The sequence below is a fragment of the Agromyces sp. SYSU T00194 genome, from assembly GCF_040496035.1.
In the GTDB taxonomy this organism is placed as follows: Bacteria; Actinomycetota; Actinomycetes; order Actinomycetales; family Microbacteriaceae; genus Agromyces; species Agromyces chitinivorans.
Map to the genome: position 1 here is coordinate 154,189 of NZ_JBEPJZ010000002.1, position 17,007 is coordinate 171,195.

At 72.3% G+C, this 17,007-nt stretch carries 16 protein-coding genes and 1 tRNA gene; 15 read left to right on the forward strand and 2 right to left on the reverse strand.

Features of this window, described 5'->3' with window-relative positions; all coding sequences use genetic code 11:
- Positions 1-47 precede the first annotated feature (47 nt).
- The 5 genes from leuA to ABZK10_RS13510 all read left to right on the forward strand — a co-directional run bounded on the left by leuA (position 48) and on the right by ABZK10_RS13510 (position 4,394).
- Positions 48-1,823, forward strand: a complete 1,776-nt coding sequence (gene leuA, locus ABZK10_RS13490; RefSeq protein WP_353809815.1) for a 2-isopropylmalate synthase — start codon at positions 48-50, stop codon at positions 1,821-1,823.
- Positions 1,824-1,950: 127 nt separating this feature from the next.
- The gene (gene recO / locus ABZK10_RS13495; RefSeq protein WP_353809816.1) at positions 1,951-2,688 is read left to right on the forward strand and encodes a DNA repair protein RecO; all 738 of its coding nucleotides are present in this window, start codon (positions 1,951-1,953) and stop codon (positions 2,686-2,688) included.
- Entirely contained in the window at positions 2,685-3,491 is an 807-nt protein-coding gene (locus ABZK10_RS13500; RefSeq protein WP_353809817.1) for an isoprenyl transferase, read from the forward strand. Before recO ends, ABZK10_RS13500 begins: the two co-directional genes overlap by 4 nt.
- A 70-nt stretch (positions 3,492-3,561) precedes the next feature.
- Positions 3,562-4,224, forward strand: a complete 663-nt coding sequence (locus ABZK10_RS13505; RefSeq protein ID WP_353809818.1) for a DsbA family oxidoreductase — start codon at positions 3,562-3,564, stop codon at positions 4,222-4,224.
- A complete protein-coding gene (locus ABZK10_RS13510) occupies positions 4,221-4,394 on the forward strand; it encodes a hypothetical protein (RefSeq protein ID WP_353809819.1) in 174 nt (57 codons plus the stop codon). The genes ABZK10_RS13505 and ABZK10_RS13510 overlap by 4 nt, the downstream gene beginning before the upstream one ends.
- Positions 4,395-4,524: 130 nt before the next feature.
- Here ABZK10_RS13510 and ABZK10_RS13515 read toward each other — a convergent pair whose 3' ends face one another.
- Complete coding sequence (locus tag ABZK10_RS13515) at positions 4,525-5,010, reverse strand: aminoacyl-tRNA deacylase (RefSeq protein WP_353809820.1); 486 nt, start codon at positions 5,008-5,010, stop codon at positions 4,525-4,527.
- Between the two features lie 94 nt (positions 5,011-5,104).
- Between ABZK10_RS13515 and dusB the strand changes: the two genes are divergently transcribed.
- The 9 genes from dusB (at position 5,105) to ABZK10_RS13560 (ending at position 15,447) form a co-directional block, all read left to right on the forward strand.
- Complete coding sequence (gene dusB / locus ABZK10_RS13520) at positions 5,105-6,259, forward strand: tRNA dihydrouridine synthase DusB (RefSeq protein ID WP_353809821.1); 1,155 nt, start codon at positions 5,105-5,107, stop codon at positions 6,257-6,259.
- Positions 6,260-6,261: 2 nt separating this feature from the next.
- Positions 6,262-7,518, forward strand: coding sequence for a deoxyguanosinetriphosphate triphosphohydrolase (locus ABZK10_RS13525; RefSeq protein ID WP_353809822.1), 1,257 nt, complete (start codon positions 6,262-6,264; stop codon positions 7,516-7,518).
- A gap of 78 nt (positions 7,519-7,596) precedes the next feature.
- Entirely contained in the window at positions 7,597-9,477 is a 1,881-nt protein-coding gene (gene dnaG / locus ABZK10_RS13530) for a DNA primase (RefSeq protein WP_353809823.1), read from the forward strand.
- Positions 9,478-9,660: 183 nt separating this feature from the next.
- Entirely contained in the window at positions 9,661-11,286 is a 1,626-nt protein-coding gene (locus ABZK10_RS13535; protein WP_353809824.1) for an ABC transporter substrate-binding protein, read from the forward strand.
- Positions 11,287-11,353: 67 nt separating this feature from the next.
- Complete coding sequence (locus ABZK10_RS13540) at positions 11,354-12,205, forward strand: ATP-binding cassette domain-containing protein (protein ID WP_353809825.1); 852 nt, start codon at positions 11,354-11,356, stop codon at positions 12,203-12,205.
- 68 nt (positions 12,206-12,273) lie between these two features.
- Positions 12,274-12,349 (forward strand) — tRNA-Asn (locus tag ABZK10_RS13545).
- A 110-nt stretch (positions 12,350-12,459) separates the two neighbouring features.
- Complete coding sequence (locus tag ABZK10_RS13550; protein WP_353809826.1) at positions 12,460-14,271, forward strand: SLC13 family permease; 1,812 nt, start codon at positions 12,460-12,462, stop codon at positions 14,269-14,271.
- An 82-nt stretch (positions 14,272-14,353) separates the two neighbouring features.
- Positions 14,354-15,145: an AzlC family ABC transporter permease gene (locus ABZK10_RS13555; protein WP_353809827.1), complete on the forward strand. Its 792-nt coding sequence runs from the start codon at positions 14,354-14,356 to the stop codon at positions 15,143-15,145.
- A complete protein-coding gene (locus tag ABZK10_RS13560; RefSeq protein WP_353809828.1) occupies positions 15,142-15,447 on the forward strand; it encodes an AzlD domain-containing protein in 306 nt (101 codons plus the stop codon). The genes ABZK10_RS13555 and ABZK10_RS13560 overlap by 4 nt, the downstream gene beginning before the upstream one ends.
- A gap of 5 nt (positions 15,448-15,452) precedes the next feature.
- Here the strand turns inward: ABZK10_RS13560 and def are convergent, their stop codons facing one another.
- Positions 15,453-16,019: a peptide deformylase gene (gene def, locus ABZK10_RS13565; RefSeq protein ID WP_353809830.1), complete on the reverse strand. Its 567-nt coding sequence runs from the start codon at positions 16,017-16,019 to the stop codon at positions 15,453-15,455.
- Between the two features lie 41 nt (positions 16,020-16,060).
- On the opposite strand from def, the gene ABZK10_RS13570 reads away from it, so the two are divergent.
- Positions 16,061-16,978: a DMT family transporter gene (locus ABZK10_RS13570; protein ID WP_353809831.1), complete on the forward strand. Its 918-nt coding sequence runs from the start codon at positions 16,061-16,063 to the stop codon at positions 16,976-16,978.
- Positions 16,979-17,007 lie beyond the last annotated feature (29 nt).

A 17,007-nucleotide genomic window follows, 5' to 3' on the forward strand; every position in this document is an offset into this window, starting at 1 on the left:
CGGAGTTCGTCGTCGGCTGACCACCCGAAGCGAGAAGCGAGACCCACATGAAGAACACCCAGCGCCCCACCGCGATGCCGGTGCACCGCTACCGTCCGTACCACGAGCAGATCCGCGTGGACCTGCCCGACCGCACCTGGCCCGCCAAGCGCATCGAGAAGGCCCCGCGCTGGTGCGCGGTCGACCTGCGCGACGGCAACCAGGCCCTCATCGACCCGATGAGCCCCGAGCGCAAGCGCATCATGTTCGACCTGCTCGTGCGCATGGGCTACAAGGAGATCGAGGTCGGGTTCCCGAGCGCCAGCCAGACCGACTTCGACTTCGTGCGCAGCCTCATCGAGGAGGACGCGATTCCCGCCGACGTCACCATCCAGGTGCTGACGCAGGCGCGCGACCACCTCATCGAGCGCACCTACGAGTCGATCCGCGGCGCGAAGCAGGCGATCGTGCACCTGTACAACTCGACCAGCGTGCTGCAGCGCGAGGTCGTGTTCCGCACCGACCGGCAGGGCATCATCGACATCGCCCTGGCCGGTGCGCGCAAGTGCCGCGAGATGGAGGCCACGGTACCCGGCACCGAGGTCTACTACGAGTACTCGCCCGAGAGCTACACGGGCACCGAGCTCGAGTTCGCCGTCGACGTCTGCAACCGGGTGCTCGAGGTCTTCGAGCCGACCGCCGAGCGCAACGTCATCATCAACCTGCCGGCCACCGTCGAGATGGCCACGCCCAACGTCTACGCCGACTCCATCGAGTGGATGAGCCGCAACCTGGCCTTCCGCGAGCACGTGATCCTGTCGCTGCACCCGCACAACGACCGCGGCACGGCGATCGCTGCAGCCGAGCTCGGCTACATGGCCGGGGCGGACCGCATCGAGGGGTGCCTCTTCGGCAACGGCGAGCGCACGGGCAACGTCGACCTGGTGGCGCTGGGCATGAACTTGTTCACCCAGGGCATCGACCCGCAGATCGACTTCTCCGACATGGACGAGATCAAGCGCACCGCCGAGTACTGCAACCAGCTGGCCGTGCACGAGCGCAGCCCGTGGGCCGGCGACCTCGTCTACACCGCGTTCAGCGGCTCGCACCAGGACGCCATCAAGAAGGGCTTCGAGGCCATGGACGCGCACGCCGCCGAGGTGGGCGTCGGGGTCGACGACCTGCACTGGGCGGTGCCGTACCTGCCGGTCGACCCGAAGGACATCGGTCGCAGCTACGAGGCCGTGATCCGCGTGAACTCGCAGTCGGGCAAGGGCGGCGTCGCGTACCTGCTGAAGACCGACCACGCGCTGGAGCTGCCGCGCCGCCTGCAGATCGAGTTCTCGGGCGTCGTGCAGGCCAAGACCGACGCCGAGGGCGGCGAGGTCACGAGCGAGGAGATCTGGTCGATCTTCACCGACGAGTACCTGCCCGCGCCGCAGGAGCGCCCCGACGACAAGTGGGGCCGCTACGAACTGCTCTCGATGCGCAGCGAGTCCGACCTGTCGGGCGAGGTGCGCGTGCGCGTCGGCCTGCGCGACGGCGACGAGCGGGTCGACGCCGACGGGTCGGGCAACGGACCTGTCGCGGCGTTCCTCTCGGTGCTCGGCGCCGAGGGCGTCGACGTGCGGGTGCTCGACTACGCCGAACACGCCCTGTCGGCGGGCGGCGACGCGCTGGCGGCGGCGTACGTCGAGGCGCAGGTCGACGGCCGCACCCTCTGGGGCGTCGGCATCGACGGCGACATCTCGACGGCGTCGCTGAAGGCCGTGGTCTCGGCCGTGAACCGCGCGCTGCGCACGAACGTGGCCGAGCAGGCCGAGGCCGAGCCCGCGCTGGTCTGACGCCGGACGGTTCCCGCCGGGGACGTGACGCGCTCCCGGCGGGAACCGACCGCGCGCGGCTGCGGCACGCGCCCGACGGGCCGCCCGCGCGCGCACCGATGACGCCGGCAGCGGCGATACTGGTGTGGTGCCGGTCTACCGAGATGAGGGGGTCGTCCTCCGCACCCACAAGCTGGGCGAGGCCGACCGCATCGTGACGCTGCTGACCCGGCGCCACGGCAAGGTGCGCGCCGTCGCGCGCGGCGTGCGGCGCACCGCCTCGAAGTTCGGCTCCCGGCTCGAGCCGTTCATGGTCGCCGACCTGCAGTTCTACGAGGGGCGCACGCTCGACGTCATCACGCAGGCCGAGTCGCTCGGCGCGTACGGTGCTCCCATCGCGGCCGACTACGGCAGCTACACCGCCGCGAACGTCATGGTCGAGACGGCCGACCGCCTGAGCGAGTCCGAGGCGTCGACCCCGCAGTACCTGCTGCTCGTCGGCGCGCTGCGCTCGCTGTCCAGGCGCGAGCACGGGGCATCCGCCACCCTCGACTCCTACCTGCTGCGCGCGCTGTCGATCGCGGGCTGGGCACCGAGCTTCGCCGACTGCGCCCGCTGCGGGCGGCCCGGCCCGCACACCGCCGTCGTGGTGCAGGTCGGCGGCGTGGTCTGCGACGACGACGCCCCGCCCGGTGCGCCCCGCCTCAGCGCCGAGACGATCGCCCTGCTCGGCGCCCTGCTCGAGGGCGACTGGGCGCATGCGGATGCCGCCGACGAGCGTCTCCGCTCCCAGGCCAGCGGCATCGTCGCCGCCTACACCCAGTGGCACCTCGAGCGCGGCCTGCGCTCGCTGCCGCACGTCAGCCGCGAACCGGAGCACACGTGAGTCCCAAGCCGTACACCCACAAGGACGCGGTGCCGTACCGCCCGATCGACTGGACGGGCCTCGAGCCGCCCGCGTTCCCCCGGGGCGGCGTGCCCGCGCACGTCGCGATCGTCATGGACGGCAACGGCCGCTGGGCGAACCGCAAGGGCCTCACCCGCATCGAGGGCCACAAGGCGGGGGAGGAGGTGCTGCTCGACGTGGTCGCCGGCGCGATCCAGGCGGGCGTGCAGCACCTCTCGGTGTACGCGTTCTCGACCGAGAACTGGAAGCGCTCGCCCGACGAGGTGCGCTTCCTCATGGGCTACAACCGCGACGTGCTGCACCGCCGGCGCGACCAGCTCAACGAGTGGAACGTGCGCATCCGCTGGGCCGGGCGGAAGCCGCGCCTCTGGAAGTCGGTCGTCGACGAGCTGCAGTATGCCGAGCAGCTGACGGCAGGCAACACGGGCCTGCACTTCACGATGTGCGTGAACTACGGCGGGCGCAACGAGCTCGTCGACGCGGTGCGCTCGATCGCCGACGACGTTGCGGCAGGCATCATCCGCCCCTCTGCGGTGAGCGAGAAGCTCATCGCCAGGCGGCTGTACGTGCCCGACATGCCCGACGTCGACCTGTTCGTGCGCTCGTCGGGCGAGCAGCGCACCTCGAACTTCCTGCTCTGGCAGTCGGCGTACGCCGAGATGGTGTTCCTCGACACGCTCTGGCCCGACTTCTCGCGCGTCGACCTCTGGCAGGCGATCGAGCTCTACGCGAGCCGCAACCGCCGCTTCGGCGGGGCGGTCGACACGCCCGACGCGAAGTAGGGCGGTCTCCCGCGACCTGCCCGATCGATGCGAGGGAATGGATCGCGGGCCGCATCCGTTGGTCCCCAGCGTGACTTCCCCCATCAAGATCGACATCTGGTCCGACATCGCCTGCCCGTGGTGCTACATCGGCAAGCGCCACCTCGAGCAGGGCGTCGCCGCGCTCGGCGACGACGCGCCCGAGGTCGACATCACGTACCACTCGTTCGAGCTGTCGCCCGACACCCCGGTCGACTTCGAGGGCAGCGCTGCCGACTTCCTCGCCGGCCACAAGGGGCTGCCGGTGCAGCAGGTGCAGGGCATGATCGACCGCGTCGTGGGCATCGCCGCCGACGCGGGCCTCGCGTACGACTACGACGCGCTCCAGCACACCAAGACCCTCAAGGCGCACGAGCTGCTGCACTTCGCGAAGGAGCAGGGCCTGCAGCTCGAGCTCAAGGAGCGGCTGCTCCAGGCGTACTTCGTCGACGGCCGCCACGTCGGTCGCGTCGACGAGCTCGTCGCGATCGGCGCCGAGGTCGGCCTCGATGCGGATGCCGCGCGCGAGGCGCTCGACTCGGGCCGCTTCGCCGCCGCCGTGCAGGCCGACATCGCGCAGGCCGGCGCCTACGGCATCCAGGGCGTGCCGTTCTTCGTCATCGACGGCAAGTACGGCGTCTCGGGTGCCCAGCCCGCCCAGGTCTTCTCGCAGGTGCTCAGCCAGGTCGCCGGCGAGCGCGAGGCCGCCGCGTGAGCGGCGAGCAGGCGGATGCCCCCGCGCAGGCGGATGTCCCTGCGCTGACGGATGCCCCCGCCCCGGCCCCGTTCGCCATGATCGCGGGCGACCCGTCGGCCGCCGTCTGCGAGGGCGACGCCTGCCTCATCCCCGGATTCGAGCCCGCCGGGTCACTGACCGATCACTGACGCGTACCGGGATGCGGAGAATCGCCTCGACACGCCGCAGCTTCCCGGCGTATCGGCCGAAATCTCCTCTGTTTCGTACGGAGCAGACGGATCGACCGACGGCATCCGACCGTTCGCGCGGTGAACCGGTCTACTCGGGCTCGCTGATGTCGGCGACGGTCGCGTCGAGCGCAGCGACGAGCGCGTCGGCGTCGACGAACAGGCTGCGGCCGTGCTCGCCCGCACCCATCGAGACCCGGCGGCCGGCGATCGCGGCGTCCGCGACGACCGGCCACGCCGTGTGCGAGCCGAGCGGGGTGATCGTGCCGCGCTCGTAGCCGGTCGCGGCGAGCGCGAGCGACGCCTCGGGCAGCCGCAGCTTGTTGACCCCGAGCAGGGCGCGCAGCTTCGGCCAGGAGATCTTGCGCCCGCCGGGCACCAGCGCGAAGACGTAGGTGTCGTCGCTGCGCTTGACCACGAGCGACTTCACGATGTCGCCGGGCGCGATGCCGAGCAGCGCGGCGGCCTCCTCGAGGCTCCGCGCCGCGGGGCGCTCGATCACCTCGATCTCGAGCCCGCGTTCGGCGGCGTCGGCGCGCACGCGCGCGACGCCGGTGAGCCCCTCGAATCGTGGCATCCGCGTCCTCCCCGCTGTCGATCTGCCCGAATCCTACGTGCCGACCACGCGTCCCGGACCGGAACGCCCGCGTCGTCTGGGAGAATCGAAGGCGATGCCAACGACCACCGCCCCCGCACGCCCGCTCTCGATCGGCCCGATCGAGCTCGAGGTGCCCGTCGTGCTCGCACCCATGGCGGGCATCACGAACACGGCGTTCCGCCGCCTCTGCCGCGAGTACGGCGCGGGCCTGTACGTCAGCGAGATGATCACGAGCCGCGCGCTCGTCGAGCGCACGCCCGAGTCGATGCGCCTCATCCGCCACCACGAGTCGGAGACGCCCCGGTCGATCCAGCTCTACGGCGTCGACCCGAAGACCGTCGCCGAAGCCGTGACGATGCTCGTCGCGGAGGACCGCGCCGACCACATCGACCTGAACTTCGGATGCCCCGTGCCCAAGGTCACCCGCAAGGGCGGCGGCGCGGCGCTGCCGTGGAAGACCGACCTGTTCCGCGCGATCGTCGAGGGCGCGACCCGCGCCGCGGGCGACGTCCCGCTCACGATCAAGATGCGCAAGGGCATCGACGGCGACCACCTCACCTACCTGGAGGCCGGGCGCATCGCGGAGGGCGCCGGCGTGGCATCCGTCGCCCTGCATGCCCGCACGGCGAGCGAGTTCTACTCGGGGACCGCCGACTGGTCGGCGATCGCGAAGCTCAAGGAGACCGTCACGAGCGTGCCGGTGCTCGGCAACGGCGACATCTGGTCGGCCGACGACGCGCTGCGCATGGTCGACGAGACCGGTTGCGACGGTGTCGTGGTGGGGCGCGGATGCCTCGGGCGCCCGTGGCTCTTCGGCGACCTGGCCTCGGCGTTCCGCGGCGGGCACCGGAAGGCCGAGCCGACGCTCGGCGAGGTCGCCACGGCGTTCCGCCGGCACGCCGAGCTGCTCGCGGAGTTCTTCGAGTCGGAGGAGCGCGGCTGCCGCGACATCCGCAAGCACGTGGCCTGGTACTTCAAGGGGTACCCGGTGGGCGGCGAGCTGCGGGCGAAGCTCGCGACCGTGGAGTCGCTCGCCCAGCTCGACGAGCTGCTCGGCACGCTCGACGCCGACACCCCGTACCCCGGCGAGGGCGCCGAGGGGCCGCGCGGCCGCGCCGGCACCCCGAAGCGGCCCGCGCTGCCCGACGGGTGGCTCGACTCCCGCGAGCTCGTGGGCGACGACCGGGCGCGCCTCGTCGACGCCGAACTCGACACGAGCGGCGGGTAGGCGTGCGCGATCGACTCTTCGGCGGATACGACGACGCCGACACCGAACGGCGCCATCCGGAGGAGCAGTACAGCCGCCGGGGCGACTTCGAGCGCGACCGCGCGCGGCTGCTGCACTCGAGCTCGCTGCGGCGCCTCGCGGCGAAGACGCAGGTGCTGAGCCCCACGCTCGGCCTCGACTTCGCCCGCAACCGCCTCACCCACTCGCTCGAGGTCGCGCAGGTCGGCCGCGAGATCGGCGCGAGCCTCGGCCTGTCGCCCGACGTGGTCGACACCGCGTGCCTCGCGCACGACCTCGGGCATCCGCCGTTCGGCCACAACGGCGAGCAGGGCCTGAACGACTGGGCGGCCGAGATCGGCGGCTTCGAGGGCAACGCGCAGACGCTGCGCATCCTCACCCGGCTGGAGCCGAAGGTGTTCGGCGACGACGGGCAGCCGTTCGGCCTGAACCTCACCCGCGCGAGCCTCGACGCCAGCTGCAAGTACCCGTGGCCGGCGTCGGGGTCGGTCGCCGACCCGAGCGGGCGCGAGAAGTTCGGCTTCTACGCCGACGACGCCGACGTGTTCGAGTGGCTCCGCCGCGGTGCACCCGAGCGGCGGCTCTGCATCGAGGCGCAGGTCATGGACCTCTCCGACGACATCGCCTACTCGGTGCACGACTTCGAGGACGCGATCGTGAACGGCTTCATCGACGTCGCCGCGCTCGACGCGCGTGCCGACCACGATGCGCTCATCGCGTCGATGGGCGACTGGATGGGCGGGTCGGTCTCGGCCGACGAGCTCGCCGAGGCGTTCGACCGGCTGTCGGCCATGGAGCTCTGGCCGCACGAGTGGACGGGCTCGCGCCTCGAGCAGGGCCGGCTGAAGAACTTCGCCAGCCAGGTCATCGGCCGGTTCGCGAACGTGGCGACGGATGCCACTCGCGCGGCGTTCCCCATGGCGAGCCTCATCCGGTTCGACGCCGACGTCGTGGTGCCCCGCGAGATCCAGGCGGAGATCGCCGTCATGAAGGGCATCGTGGCCACCTACGTGATGGCGACGAACAGCCGCCAGCCGGTGTACGTGCAGCAGCGCCGCATCCTCGCCGACCTCGCCGACCACCTGCTCGCGACCGGCGCGCAGCACCTCGACCCCGGCTTCGCCGCCGACTGGCGCGCGGCGGGCGACGACGCGGCCCGGAAGCGCGTCATCGTCGACCAGGTCGCGAGCCTCACCGACCAGTCGGCGCTCGCCTGGTACGAGCGGCTCGTGCAGCGGTGAGGTCCTCCACAGGACGCACGGTGGGCGGATGCCCCGGGTGGGGCCTCCGCGCCCGGCGCGCTGACTAGGATCGAACCCATGGCGGGCCGCATTCGACAGAGCGATGTCGAGGAAGTGAAGGCCCGCACCAACATCGCCGACATCGTGGGCGAGCACGTGAGCCTGAAGTCGGCGGGCGTGGGGTCGATGAAGGGGCTCTGCCCGTTCCACGACGAGCGCAGCCCGAGCTTCCACGTGCGTCCCCAGCTCGGCTACTACCACTGCTTCGGCTGCGGCGAATCGGGCGACGTGTACACGTTCCTGCAGAGGATGGACCACCTCACGTTCACCGAGGCGGTCGAGCGGCTCGCCGGGCGCATCGCGTTCGAGCTGCACTACGAGGACGGCGGGCGGGCCGAGGAGCACGGCAACCGCGCGCGGCTCCTCGCCGCGAACCAGGCGGCGGCCGAGTTCTTCGTCGAGCGCCTCGGCGCCCCCGACGCCGACCCGGGCCGCCGCTTCCTCGGCCAGCGCGGCTTCGATTCCGAGGCCGCGCGGCGGTTCGGCGTCGGCTACGCCCCGAAGAGCTGGGACGCGCTGCTGACGCACCTGCGCGGCCGCGGGTTCCGCGACGACGAGATCTCCGCGGCCGGGCTCGTCTCCAGCGGTGACCGCGGGGTCTACGACCGATTCCGCGGGCGCCTCGTGTGGCCGATCCGCGACATCACCGGGCAGACCGTGGGCTTCGGCGCCCGCCGCCTGCTCGACGACGACAAGGGCCCGAAGTACCTCAACACCCCCGAGACGCCCGTGTACCACAAGGCGCAGGTGCTGTACGGGCTCGACCTCGCCAAGCGCGACATCTCGCGCGGGCGCCAGGTCGTCGTCGTCGAGGGGTACACCGACGTGATGGCGTGCCACCTCGCGGGCGTCACGACCGCGGTCGCGACCTGCGGCACGGCGTTCGGGCCCGATCACATCACCGTGCTGCGGCGCGTGCTCGGCGACGACAGCGGCCTCGGCGAGGTCGTGTTCACGTTCGACCCCGACGCGGCGGGCCAGAAGGCGGCGATGCGCGCCTTCGGCGAGGAGAAGCGCTTCGCCGCGCAGACCTTCGTCGCCGTCGCTCCCGAGGGGCTCGACCCGTGCGACCTGCGCCTGGAGCGCGGCGACGCGGCCGTGCGCGGGCTCATCGAGCGCAAGACGCCGATGTTCGAGTTCGTGATCCGCCACACGCTCGCCCAGTACGACCTCGAGACCGTCGAGGGTCGCGTCGCGGCGCTGCGGGCGGCGGCGCCGGTGGTCGCCGAGATCCGCGATCCGTCGCTGCGACCCGGCTACGCGCGCGAGCTCGCCCGCATGCTGGGCACCGACCTCGGGGAGGTGCAGCGCGCGGTGCAGGCCGCGGGTCGCGGGGGAGCGGCCGCGCGGGCGACCTCCGGCGGCCGCGAGGCGCGCCAGGCGGCCGCGCACGAGCCGGCGGCGACGGATGCGGCGCCCGAGCGCCCGTTCTCGATCGCCGACCTGCCGCCCGACCCGGCCACGCGCCTCGAGCGCGACGCCCTGCAGGCGGTGCTGCAGCATCCCGACCAGGTCGGCGACGACCTCCTCCGCCAGGCCGTGGACTGCCGATTCGGTAACCAGGCGCTGGCGACCGTGCGCGACGGCGTCTCCGCCGCATTCGCCGCCGGCGGTGCGCGCGACCTCGTGGCGCGCGTGGTCGCCGAGGTGCCGCCCACGTTCGCGGGCCTCGTGCACCAGCTCGCCGTCGCACCCATCCCCGAGCGCAGCGAGCGCGAGCTCGCGGTGTACGTGCGCGGCGTCGTGACGTCGCTCGTCGACCGCGAGCTGCTGCGGCAGAAGGCCGAGCTGCTGGGCCGCCTGCAGCGCACGGATGCGACCGATCGCGAGGCGTACGCGTCGGTGCAGCGCGCGCTCGTGGCGGTCGAGGCCGACCGGCGCACGCTCCGGCAGGAGTAGCGGCACGGCCCGTGCGGGCGCGCGCCCCGGGCGCCCGCCGCGCGCCCGCGCAGCATCCGCTCGGGCGCTTCGGAGCGTTCGCCCAGCCGCACGCCCGCCGCGACTGGGTAGTGTGGCGAGTGGGGGAAACGTTCGCGACGGCTGTTCGTCGCGCCCTCCGCACGCAGGAGGAGGCACGCACCCATGTCCACTGCACTCGCCACACTCCGGCGCGGCGGCGTGATCGCCGCGGGCGCCGTGGCCGCGCTCGTCCTCGCCGGGTGCACCGGCGGCACCGACGACACCGACGCCGAGGCCGTGCTCACGATCGGCACGACCGAGCAGGTCACGAGCATCGACCCGGCCGGCTCGTACGACAACGGCTCGTACCAGGTGATGAACCAGGTCTACCCGTTCCTCATGAACTCGCCGTACGGCAGCCCCGAGGTCGAGCCCGACATCGCCGAGTCCGCCGAGTTCACGTCGCCGACCGAGTACACGGTGACGCTCAAGGAGGGCCTGACGTTCGCCAACGGCGACGACCTGACGGCCTCCGACGTGAAGTTCTCCTTCGACCGCCAGCTCGCGATCGCCGATCCTGCCGGGCCCTCGTCGCTGCTCTACAACCTGGCCTCGGTCGAGGCGCCCGACGACCTCACCGTCGTGTTCACCCTCCTCACCGAGGACGATCAGGTCTTCCCGTACATCCTTTCCAGCCCCGCCGGCCCGATCGTCGACGAGGAGGTGTTCGCCGCCGACGCGGTGACGTCGGATGCGGACATCGTGGCGGCGGAGCCGTTCGCGGGCCAGTACACGATCGAGGCGTTCGAGCCGGGCACGACGATCTCGTATCGCGCGAACCCCGACTACGCGGGGCTGCTCGGGCCCGCGGCGACCGATGCGGTCGAGGTGCGGTACTACGACGACGCCGCGAACCTGCGGCTCGACGTCGAGGAGGGGAACATCGACGTGGCCCACCGCACGCTGTCGCCCGCCGACATCGCCGAACTGCGCGACGACCCCGAGGTGCAGGTGGTCGAGGGGCCGGGCGGCGAGATCCGGTTCCTCGTCTTCAACCTCGACACCATGCCGTACGGCGCCGCCACCGAGGAGGCGGATGCCGACCGCGCCCTCGCGGTGCGCGGGGCGGTCGCCGACCTCATCGACCGCGAGGCACTCTCGGAGGACGTCTACCTCGGCAGCTTCACGCCGCTCCAGGGCTACGTGCCGACGGGGCTGCCCGGGGCGGGCGAGCCGCTGCTGGAGCGCTACGGCGACGGCGCGGGAGGCCCCGATCCGGACGCCGCCGCGGCACGGCTCGACGACGCCGGCGTCGACACGCCGGTCGTACTCGACCTCCAGTACGTCACCGACCGCTACGGGCCCGACTCGGAGGCGGAGTTCACGGCGATCGCCGACCAGCTCGAGGCGAGCGGATTGTTCGGCGTGACCCTCGAGGGCACCGACTGGGAGACGTTCGGCGCGCAGCGGGCGGAGGACGCGTACCCGGCGTACCAGCTCGGCTGGTTCCCCGACTACCCCGACCCCGACACGTACCTCACGCCGTTCTTCCTGCCCGACGGGTACCTCGACAACCACTACGAGGACGACGAGGTGACCCGGCTGATCATCGCGCAGGCGACCGAGCCCGACGCGGACGCGCGCGTCGCGACGATCGAGGAGATCCAGGACCTCGTCGCCGACGACCTGCCGTCGCTGCCGGTGCTCCAGGGCACCCAGGCGGTCGTCGCGGGCACCGACGTGACCGGGCTCGCCGACACCGTCGACGCGTCGCTGAAGTTCCAGTACGGCGCGCTGGCGAAGAACTGACGGGATCGGCCGGCCCCGTGGCGTTGCGACGTGGAGTTTCCCCCCGAATTGGGGGAGGCTTGTCGTCGTGACCCACGGAGCAGCCCACGGATTCCCCATCAGCGCGAGCGACCTCACGATCGAGTACCCGCCGCACGGGGCGAGCCCGGCGCACGTCGCCGTGCGAGGCTTCACGCTCGACGTCGCGCCCGGCGAGGTCGTGGGCCTGCTCGGCGCGGCCGGCTCCGGCAAGAGCACCGTGGCGAACGTGCTCGCCGGCGACCACCTGCACGACGCGCATCGCGCCTCGCCCGTCATCACGGGCGGCGAGGCCACCGTGCTCGGCTACCGCATGCGCGGCCTCAGCCGCCGCAGGGCGACGCAGCTGATGTTCGACGTCGGCCACCTCGCCCAGGACGGATCGTCGCTGCTCACCCCCGATCGCACCGTCGCCGAGAACGTCGGCGAGCCGGTGCTGCTGCGCGACCGGCGCTACAGCCGGCGCGCCCTCACGGCGCGCGTCGCGGCCATGGTCGACGCCGTCCGCCTCCCGCTCGACGTGATGCCCAAGTTCCCGTACGAGCTCTCGAGCGGCCAGCGCCAGCGCGTGGCCCTCGCCCGTGCGCTCATCCTCGAGCCCACCCTGCTCATCGCCGACGACCCGACCGCGGGCATCGACGTGACCGTGCGCGACGCCGTCGTCGACCTGATCGGCGAGATCCAGCGGGAGCGCGCGTTCACGGCGCTGATCGTGAGCCACGACCTCGCGGTGCTCGACCGCATCGCCGACCGCATCGCCGTGCTGGACCACGGCGAGATGGTCGCGCTGGGCACGCTCGAGGAGGTGCTCGACGACCCGATCCACCCGTACGTCAAGCGCCTCTCGGAGGCGTACTTCCGCGACATCCCGGAGGAGCTGCTCGACGACGCGACCGCCTGAGCGTCCGCCCGGCCCCGATTGGGAAACCCGGGGTCGCGTTTGCTACAGTATCTGAGGCCCTCGCGCGATCCTCCATAGCTCAATTGGCAGAGCAATCGGCTGTTAACCGATAGGTTCTTGGTTCGAGTCCAAGTGGAGGAGCCAGTTGAACGCCCTCTCGACTCCGGTCGCGGGGGCGTTCTCCCGTTCCGGGCGGGCGACCCGGGCACCGATAGTCTGCTGCAGACGACGGATGCCTCGGGGGAGGGCTGCACGTGACGGGTGACCTGCTGCTGGTGCTCGCGCTGCTCGCCGCCGCGATCGCGATGTTCGCCGTCGGCCGGCCGCGCATGGACGTGGTCGCCGTTCTGGTCGTCGTCGCCCTGCCGCTGACGGGCGTGCTCACCGTGCCGGAGACGCTCGCCGGCTTCGCCGACCCGAACGTCATCCTCATCGCGGCGCTGTTCGTGGTCGGCGAGGGGCTCTCGCGCACCGGCGTGACCTATCGCCTGGGCGACTGGCTGGCGGCACGCGCGGGCACGAGTGCGACCCGGCTGATCGTGCTGCTCATGCTGTCGGTCGCGCTGCTCGGCGCGGTGATGAGTTCGACCGGCGTGGTCGCGATCTTCATCCCGGTGGTGCTGAGCATCGCGGCGCGCACCGGCATGTCGCCCCGGCAGCTGATGATGCCGCTCAGCTTCGCGGGGCTCGTCTCGGGCATGCTGACGCTCATCGCGACCGCGCCCAACCTGGTGGTCGACGCCGAGCTCGTGCGGCACGGCAACGAGGGCTTCGACTTCTTCAGCGTCACCCCGTTCGGCCTCGTGATCCTCGCGCTCGGCATCGGCTACATGCTGCTGGCGCGGCGGATGCTCGGCGACGACCAGCCGCACGACGCGGCCGCGTCCCGGCGCACGTTCGGCTCGCTCGTCGGCGACTACGGGGTGGACCGGCGCACCCGGCGCTACCTGGTGGGCGCCGCGTCCCCACTCGTGGGGCTCGCGCTCTCGGGCATCGCGTTCGACGACGCGCCGAGCTCGGTGCTCGGGCTCGAACGCCGTCGGTTCCTGCGCGGCACGAGCCTCGCGACCGCCGGCGACGCGACCGTCGCGCGCGGCGACACCCTGGTGCTCGACATGGCACCGGGCGAGACGGAACTCGAGCGCCTGCACCTCGCCGAAGTCGACCTGCCCGGCGACTTCTTCGAGGCGTACTCCCGGCAGGTGGGCATGGCCGAGGTGATGGTCGCTCCCGACTCGGCAGCGGTCGGGCGCAGCGTGCGCGACCTGCGGTTCCGCACCGAGCACGACCTGACGGTGCTCGGCGTGCGGCACGCCGGCCACGCCGCGGGCAGCGGCTTCGGCGACCAGCGGCTGCGCGCCGGCGACACGCTGCTGGTCGCGGGCGGCTGGGACGCCGTGCACCGCCTGCAGGAGGCGAAGCGCGACTACGTGGCCCTCGACCTGCCCGCTGAGGTCGACGAGGTGGCACCGGCCGCAGACCGCGCGCCGTTCGCGCTCGCGAGCGTGGGTGTCATGGTCGTGCTGATGGTCACCGGCATCGTGCCGAACGTCATCGCCGGGCTCATCGGCGCCCTGCTGATGGGGCTCGTGCGCGCGATCGACATGCCGAGCGCGTACCGTGCGATCCACTGGCCGACCCTGCTCCTCATCGCGGGCATGCTGCCGTTCGCCCAGGCGCTGGAGGTGACCGGCGGCATCGACCTCGCGGCCGACGCCCTGCTCGACGCGTTCGGCGACGCGGGTCCGCGCCTGCTGCTGGCGGCGCTGTTCGCGACCACCGCGGTCATCGGCCTCTTCGTCTCGAACACGGCGACGGCGGTGCTGATGGCGCCCATCGCGATCACGACGGCCGAGCACCTGGGCGTCTCGCCCTATCCCTTCGCGATGATCGTGATGCTCGCGGCCTCGTCGGCGTTCATGACGCCCGTGTCGTCGCCGGTGAACACGCTGGTGGTCGAGCCTGGGCGCTACCGATTCGGCGACTTCGTGCGCACGGGCGTGCCGTTCACCCTGCTGGTGCTCGTCGTGAGCGTGCTGCTGGTGCCGGTGCTGTTGCCGCTCTAGCCCGAAGCGTGCGTGCCCGTCGGGAGCGTGGTGTAGGTTCGGTTCTCGTCGCGTACGGATGAGGCTGCAGGGGGCAGGGCGCATGGCCGAGGATCGCGACGGGCCGACCGAGGGTGCCGAGACGCATGCCGGTGCCGGTGGGCTCGCTCCGGGGAATGGCGCGGATGCCGCCGACGACCCGGGTGCGCGTGCCCGCGTGGTGCGCGACGGCCTCGCGGTCGGGCTCGCGACGGCGGCGTACGGCATCTCGTTCGGCGCCCTGGCGGTCGCCTCGGGGCTCGACGTCTGGCAGGCCTGCGTGCTGAGCCTCGTGATGTTCACCGGCGGCTCGCAGTTCGCGCTCGTGGGAGTGATCGCGGCCGGGGGAGCAGCGGCCGGCCCCGCCGCGGTCGCGAGCTCGGTGATGCTGGGCCTGCGCAACGTGGTCTACGGCATGCGCATGGCGCCGATCGTGCGGCCGACCGGCTGGCGACGCGTCGTCGCGCCGTGGTGGACCATCGACGAGTCGGTGGCCGTCGCGCTCGCGCAGCGAGCGCCCGCGCTGCAGCGGGTCGGGTTCTGGGCGACCGGCGCGGCGATCTACGTCGGATGGAACCTCACGACGCTGCTCGGCGCGCTGATCGGCGACGCCCTCGGCGACACCTCGGCCTGGGGGCTGGATGCCGCTGCCGCCGCCGCGTTCCTGGGCTTGCTGTGGCCCCGGCTGAAGTCGGTGCAGGCGGGTGCCGTGGCGGCGGGCGCCGCGGTGGTGGCGGCGCTCACGACCCCCGTGCTCGCACCGGGCCTGCCGGTGCTGGTCGCCGCCGTCGTGGCGGTGGTCGTGGGGTGGTGGAACCTGTTCGGTCGCCGCCGGGACGAGGGGGTCGGCGCATGACGCTCTGGCACACCGTGCTCATCGCCTCGGTCGCGTGCGCGGCCCTGAAGTTCGCCGGCTACCTCGTGCCGGCGGGATTCCTCGAGCGCGAGCGCCCGGCGCGCATCGCCGACCTGCTCACGATCGCGCTCCTGGCCGCGCTCATCGCGGTGCAGACCCTCGGCGCGGGCCAGGCCCTCGTCGTCGATGCGCGCATCCCCGCGCTGATCGTCGCGGCCGCGCTCTACGCGGTGCGGGTGCCGTTCGTGTTCGTCGTCGCCGCGGCTGCCGCCGTCGCGGCCGGCCTGCGCGCCGTCACCTGAGCGGTTCAGGCGTCGAGGTCGTCGACCCCGGGCATCCAGCTGACGCCGGGCACGCCCCAGCCCGCCTTGCGGGTGAGCTTCGCGACCGTCTTCCGGTCGCCCGCGCCGAGCCGGTCGACGTAGAGCACCCCGTCGAGGTGGTCGAACTCGTGCTGGAAGATGCGCGCGAGCCAGCCCTCCGCCTCGATCTCGAACGTCTCGCCGTCGAGGTCGGTCGCGCGCAGCAGCGCGCGCTCGGCGCGCCGCAGCGGGAACCGCTCGCCCGGGAACGACAGGCACCCCTCCGACTCGCTCGCCTCGTCGGGGTCACCCGGGATGGGCGGGCTGATCCAGAGCTCGGGATTGATGGCCACGCCGCGCCACGCCACGTCGTCCTCGTCCGTCCAGCCGAAGGTGAACAGCCGCAGGGGCACTCCGACCTGGGGCCCTGCGAGGCCGACCCCGGGGGCGGCGTCCATGGTCTCGAACATGTCGGCCACGAGGGTGCGGAGCTCGTCGTCGATGCGCTCGACGGGGGAGGCGGGCGCGTGGAGCACGGGGTCGCCCGTGATGCGGATCGGGAGGACGGCCATTCGCCAAGGATATCGGTGGGGCGAACGGGTAGGGTCGGAGCGTGGACCCGGACCTGGCCGACCTGACCGAGCAGATCGCGCTCGATCCGACCCAGTTCATCGGCATCCCGCTCGCGCTGGTCGGCGCGGTGTTCCTCTCGCTCGGGGCGCAGTTCCAGCACCGCGGCGTCGTGAAGGTCGAGTCGAACACCGTCACCTCGGTGGGCAAGGGCCTGAACACCCGTCAGCTCGCGCTGCTGCTCGCCCGACCGTCCTGGGTCGTCGGCACGCTCATGCTCGGCCTCGCGATCGCCTTCCAGCTCGGGAGCCTCTACTTCGCACCGATCATCGTCGTGCAGCCGCTCGGCGCCATCGCCCTCGTGATCACCGCGATCCTGAACTCGCGCGTGAACCACGTGCGCCTGAACCGGCAGTCGATCGTCGCGATCTGCATGTGCGTGGGCGGCGTGTTCCTCTTCGTCGGCGTCGCCGCCTTCACGGCGGTGGACACGCCGGTCACGAACCAGGACCTCTACACGATCCTCGCCATCCTCGCGGTGACGCTCGTGCTGCTGGGCACGGCGTTCGCGTTCCTGCGGCACCGCATGCGGGCGATCTTCTACGTGCTCGGCGCCGGCTTCCTGTACGGCTTCGTGGCGACCCTCGCGAAGGTGATCCTGGGGCGCATCGAGCAGGGGGAGTTCGACTGGCTCACGCTGCTCTGCGTCGTCGCGCTGCTGGCCGCGACCGCGCTCGGCGCGTACTTCGTGCAGAACGCCTACGCGACGGGTCCGCCCGACCTCGTCATCGCCGGACTCACCGTCGTCGACCCGATGGTCGCGGTGGGCATCGGCATCGTCGTGCTCGGCGAGGCGTCGCAGGCGCCGACCTGGGCGAGCGTGGTCTTCGTGCTCACCGGGATCGTCGCGGTCTGGGGCGTGTTCCAGCTCGCGCGGCATCACCCGCAGTCGAAGCTCTGAGTGCGCGCACGCGCGACATGCGCGCAACT

Coding starts and splice junctions, on each gene's coding strand:
- leuA (WP_353809815.1), top strand. CDS start 48: ATGAAGAACACCCAGCGCCCCACCGCGATGCCGGTGCACCGCTACCGT.
- dusB (WP_353809821.1), top strand. CDS start 5,105: ATGCCAACGACCACCGCCCCCGCACGCCCGCTCTCGATCGGCCCGATC.
- ABZK10_RS13515 (WP_353809820.1), bottom strand. CDS start 5,010: ATGCCACGATTCGAGGGGCTCACCGGCGTCGCGCGCGTGCGCGCCGAC.
- def (WP_353809830.1), bottom strand. CDS start 16,019: ATGGCCGTCCTCCCGATCCGCATCACGGGCGACCCCGTGCTCCACGCG.
- ABZK10_RS13555 (WP_353809827.1), top strand. CDS start 14,354: ATGGCCGAGGATCGCGACGGGCCGACCGAGGGTGCCGAGACGCATGCC.
- ABZK10_RS13560 (WP_353809828.1), top strand. CDS start 15,142: ATGACGCTCTGGCACACCGTGCTCATCGCCTCGGTCGCGTGCGCGGCC.
- dnaG (WP_353809823.1), top strand. CDS start 7,597: ATGGCGGGCCGCATTCGACAGAGCGATGTCGAGGAAGTGAAGGCCCGC.
- ABZK10_RS13535 (WP_353809824.1), top strand. CDS start 9,661: ATGTCCACTGCACTCGCCACACTCCGGCGCGGCGGCGTGATCGCCGCG.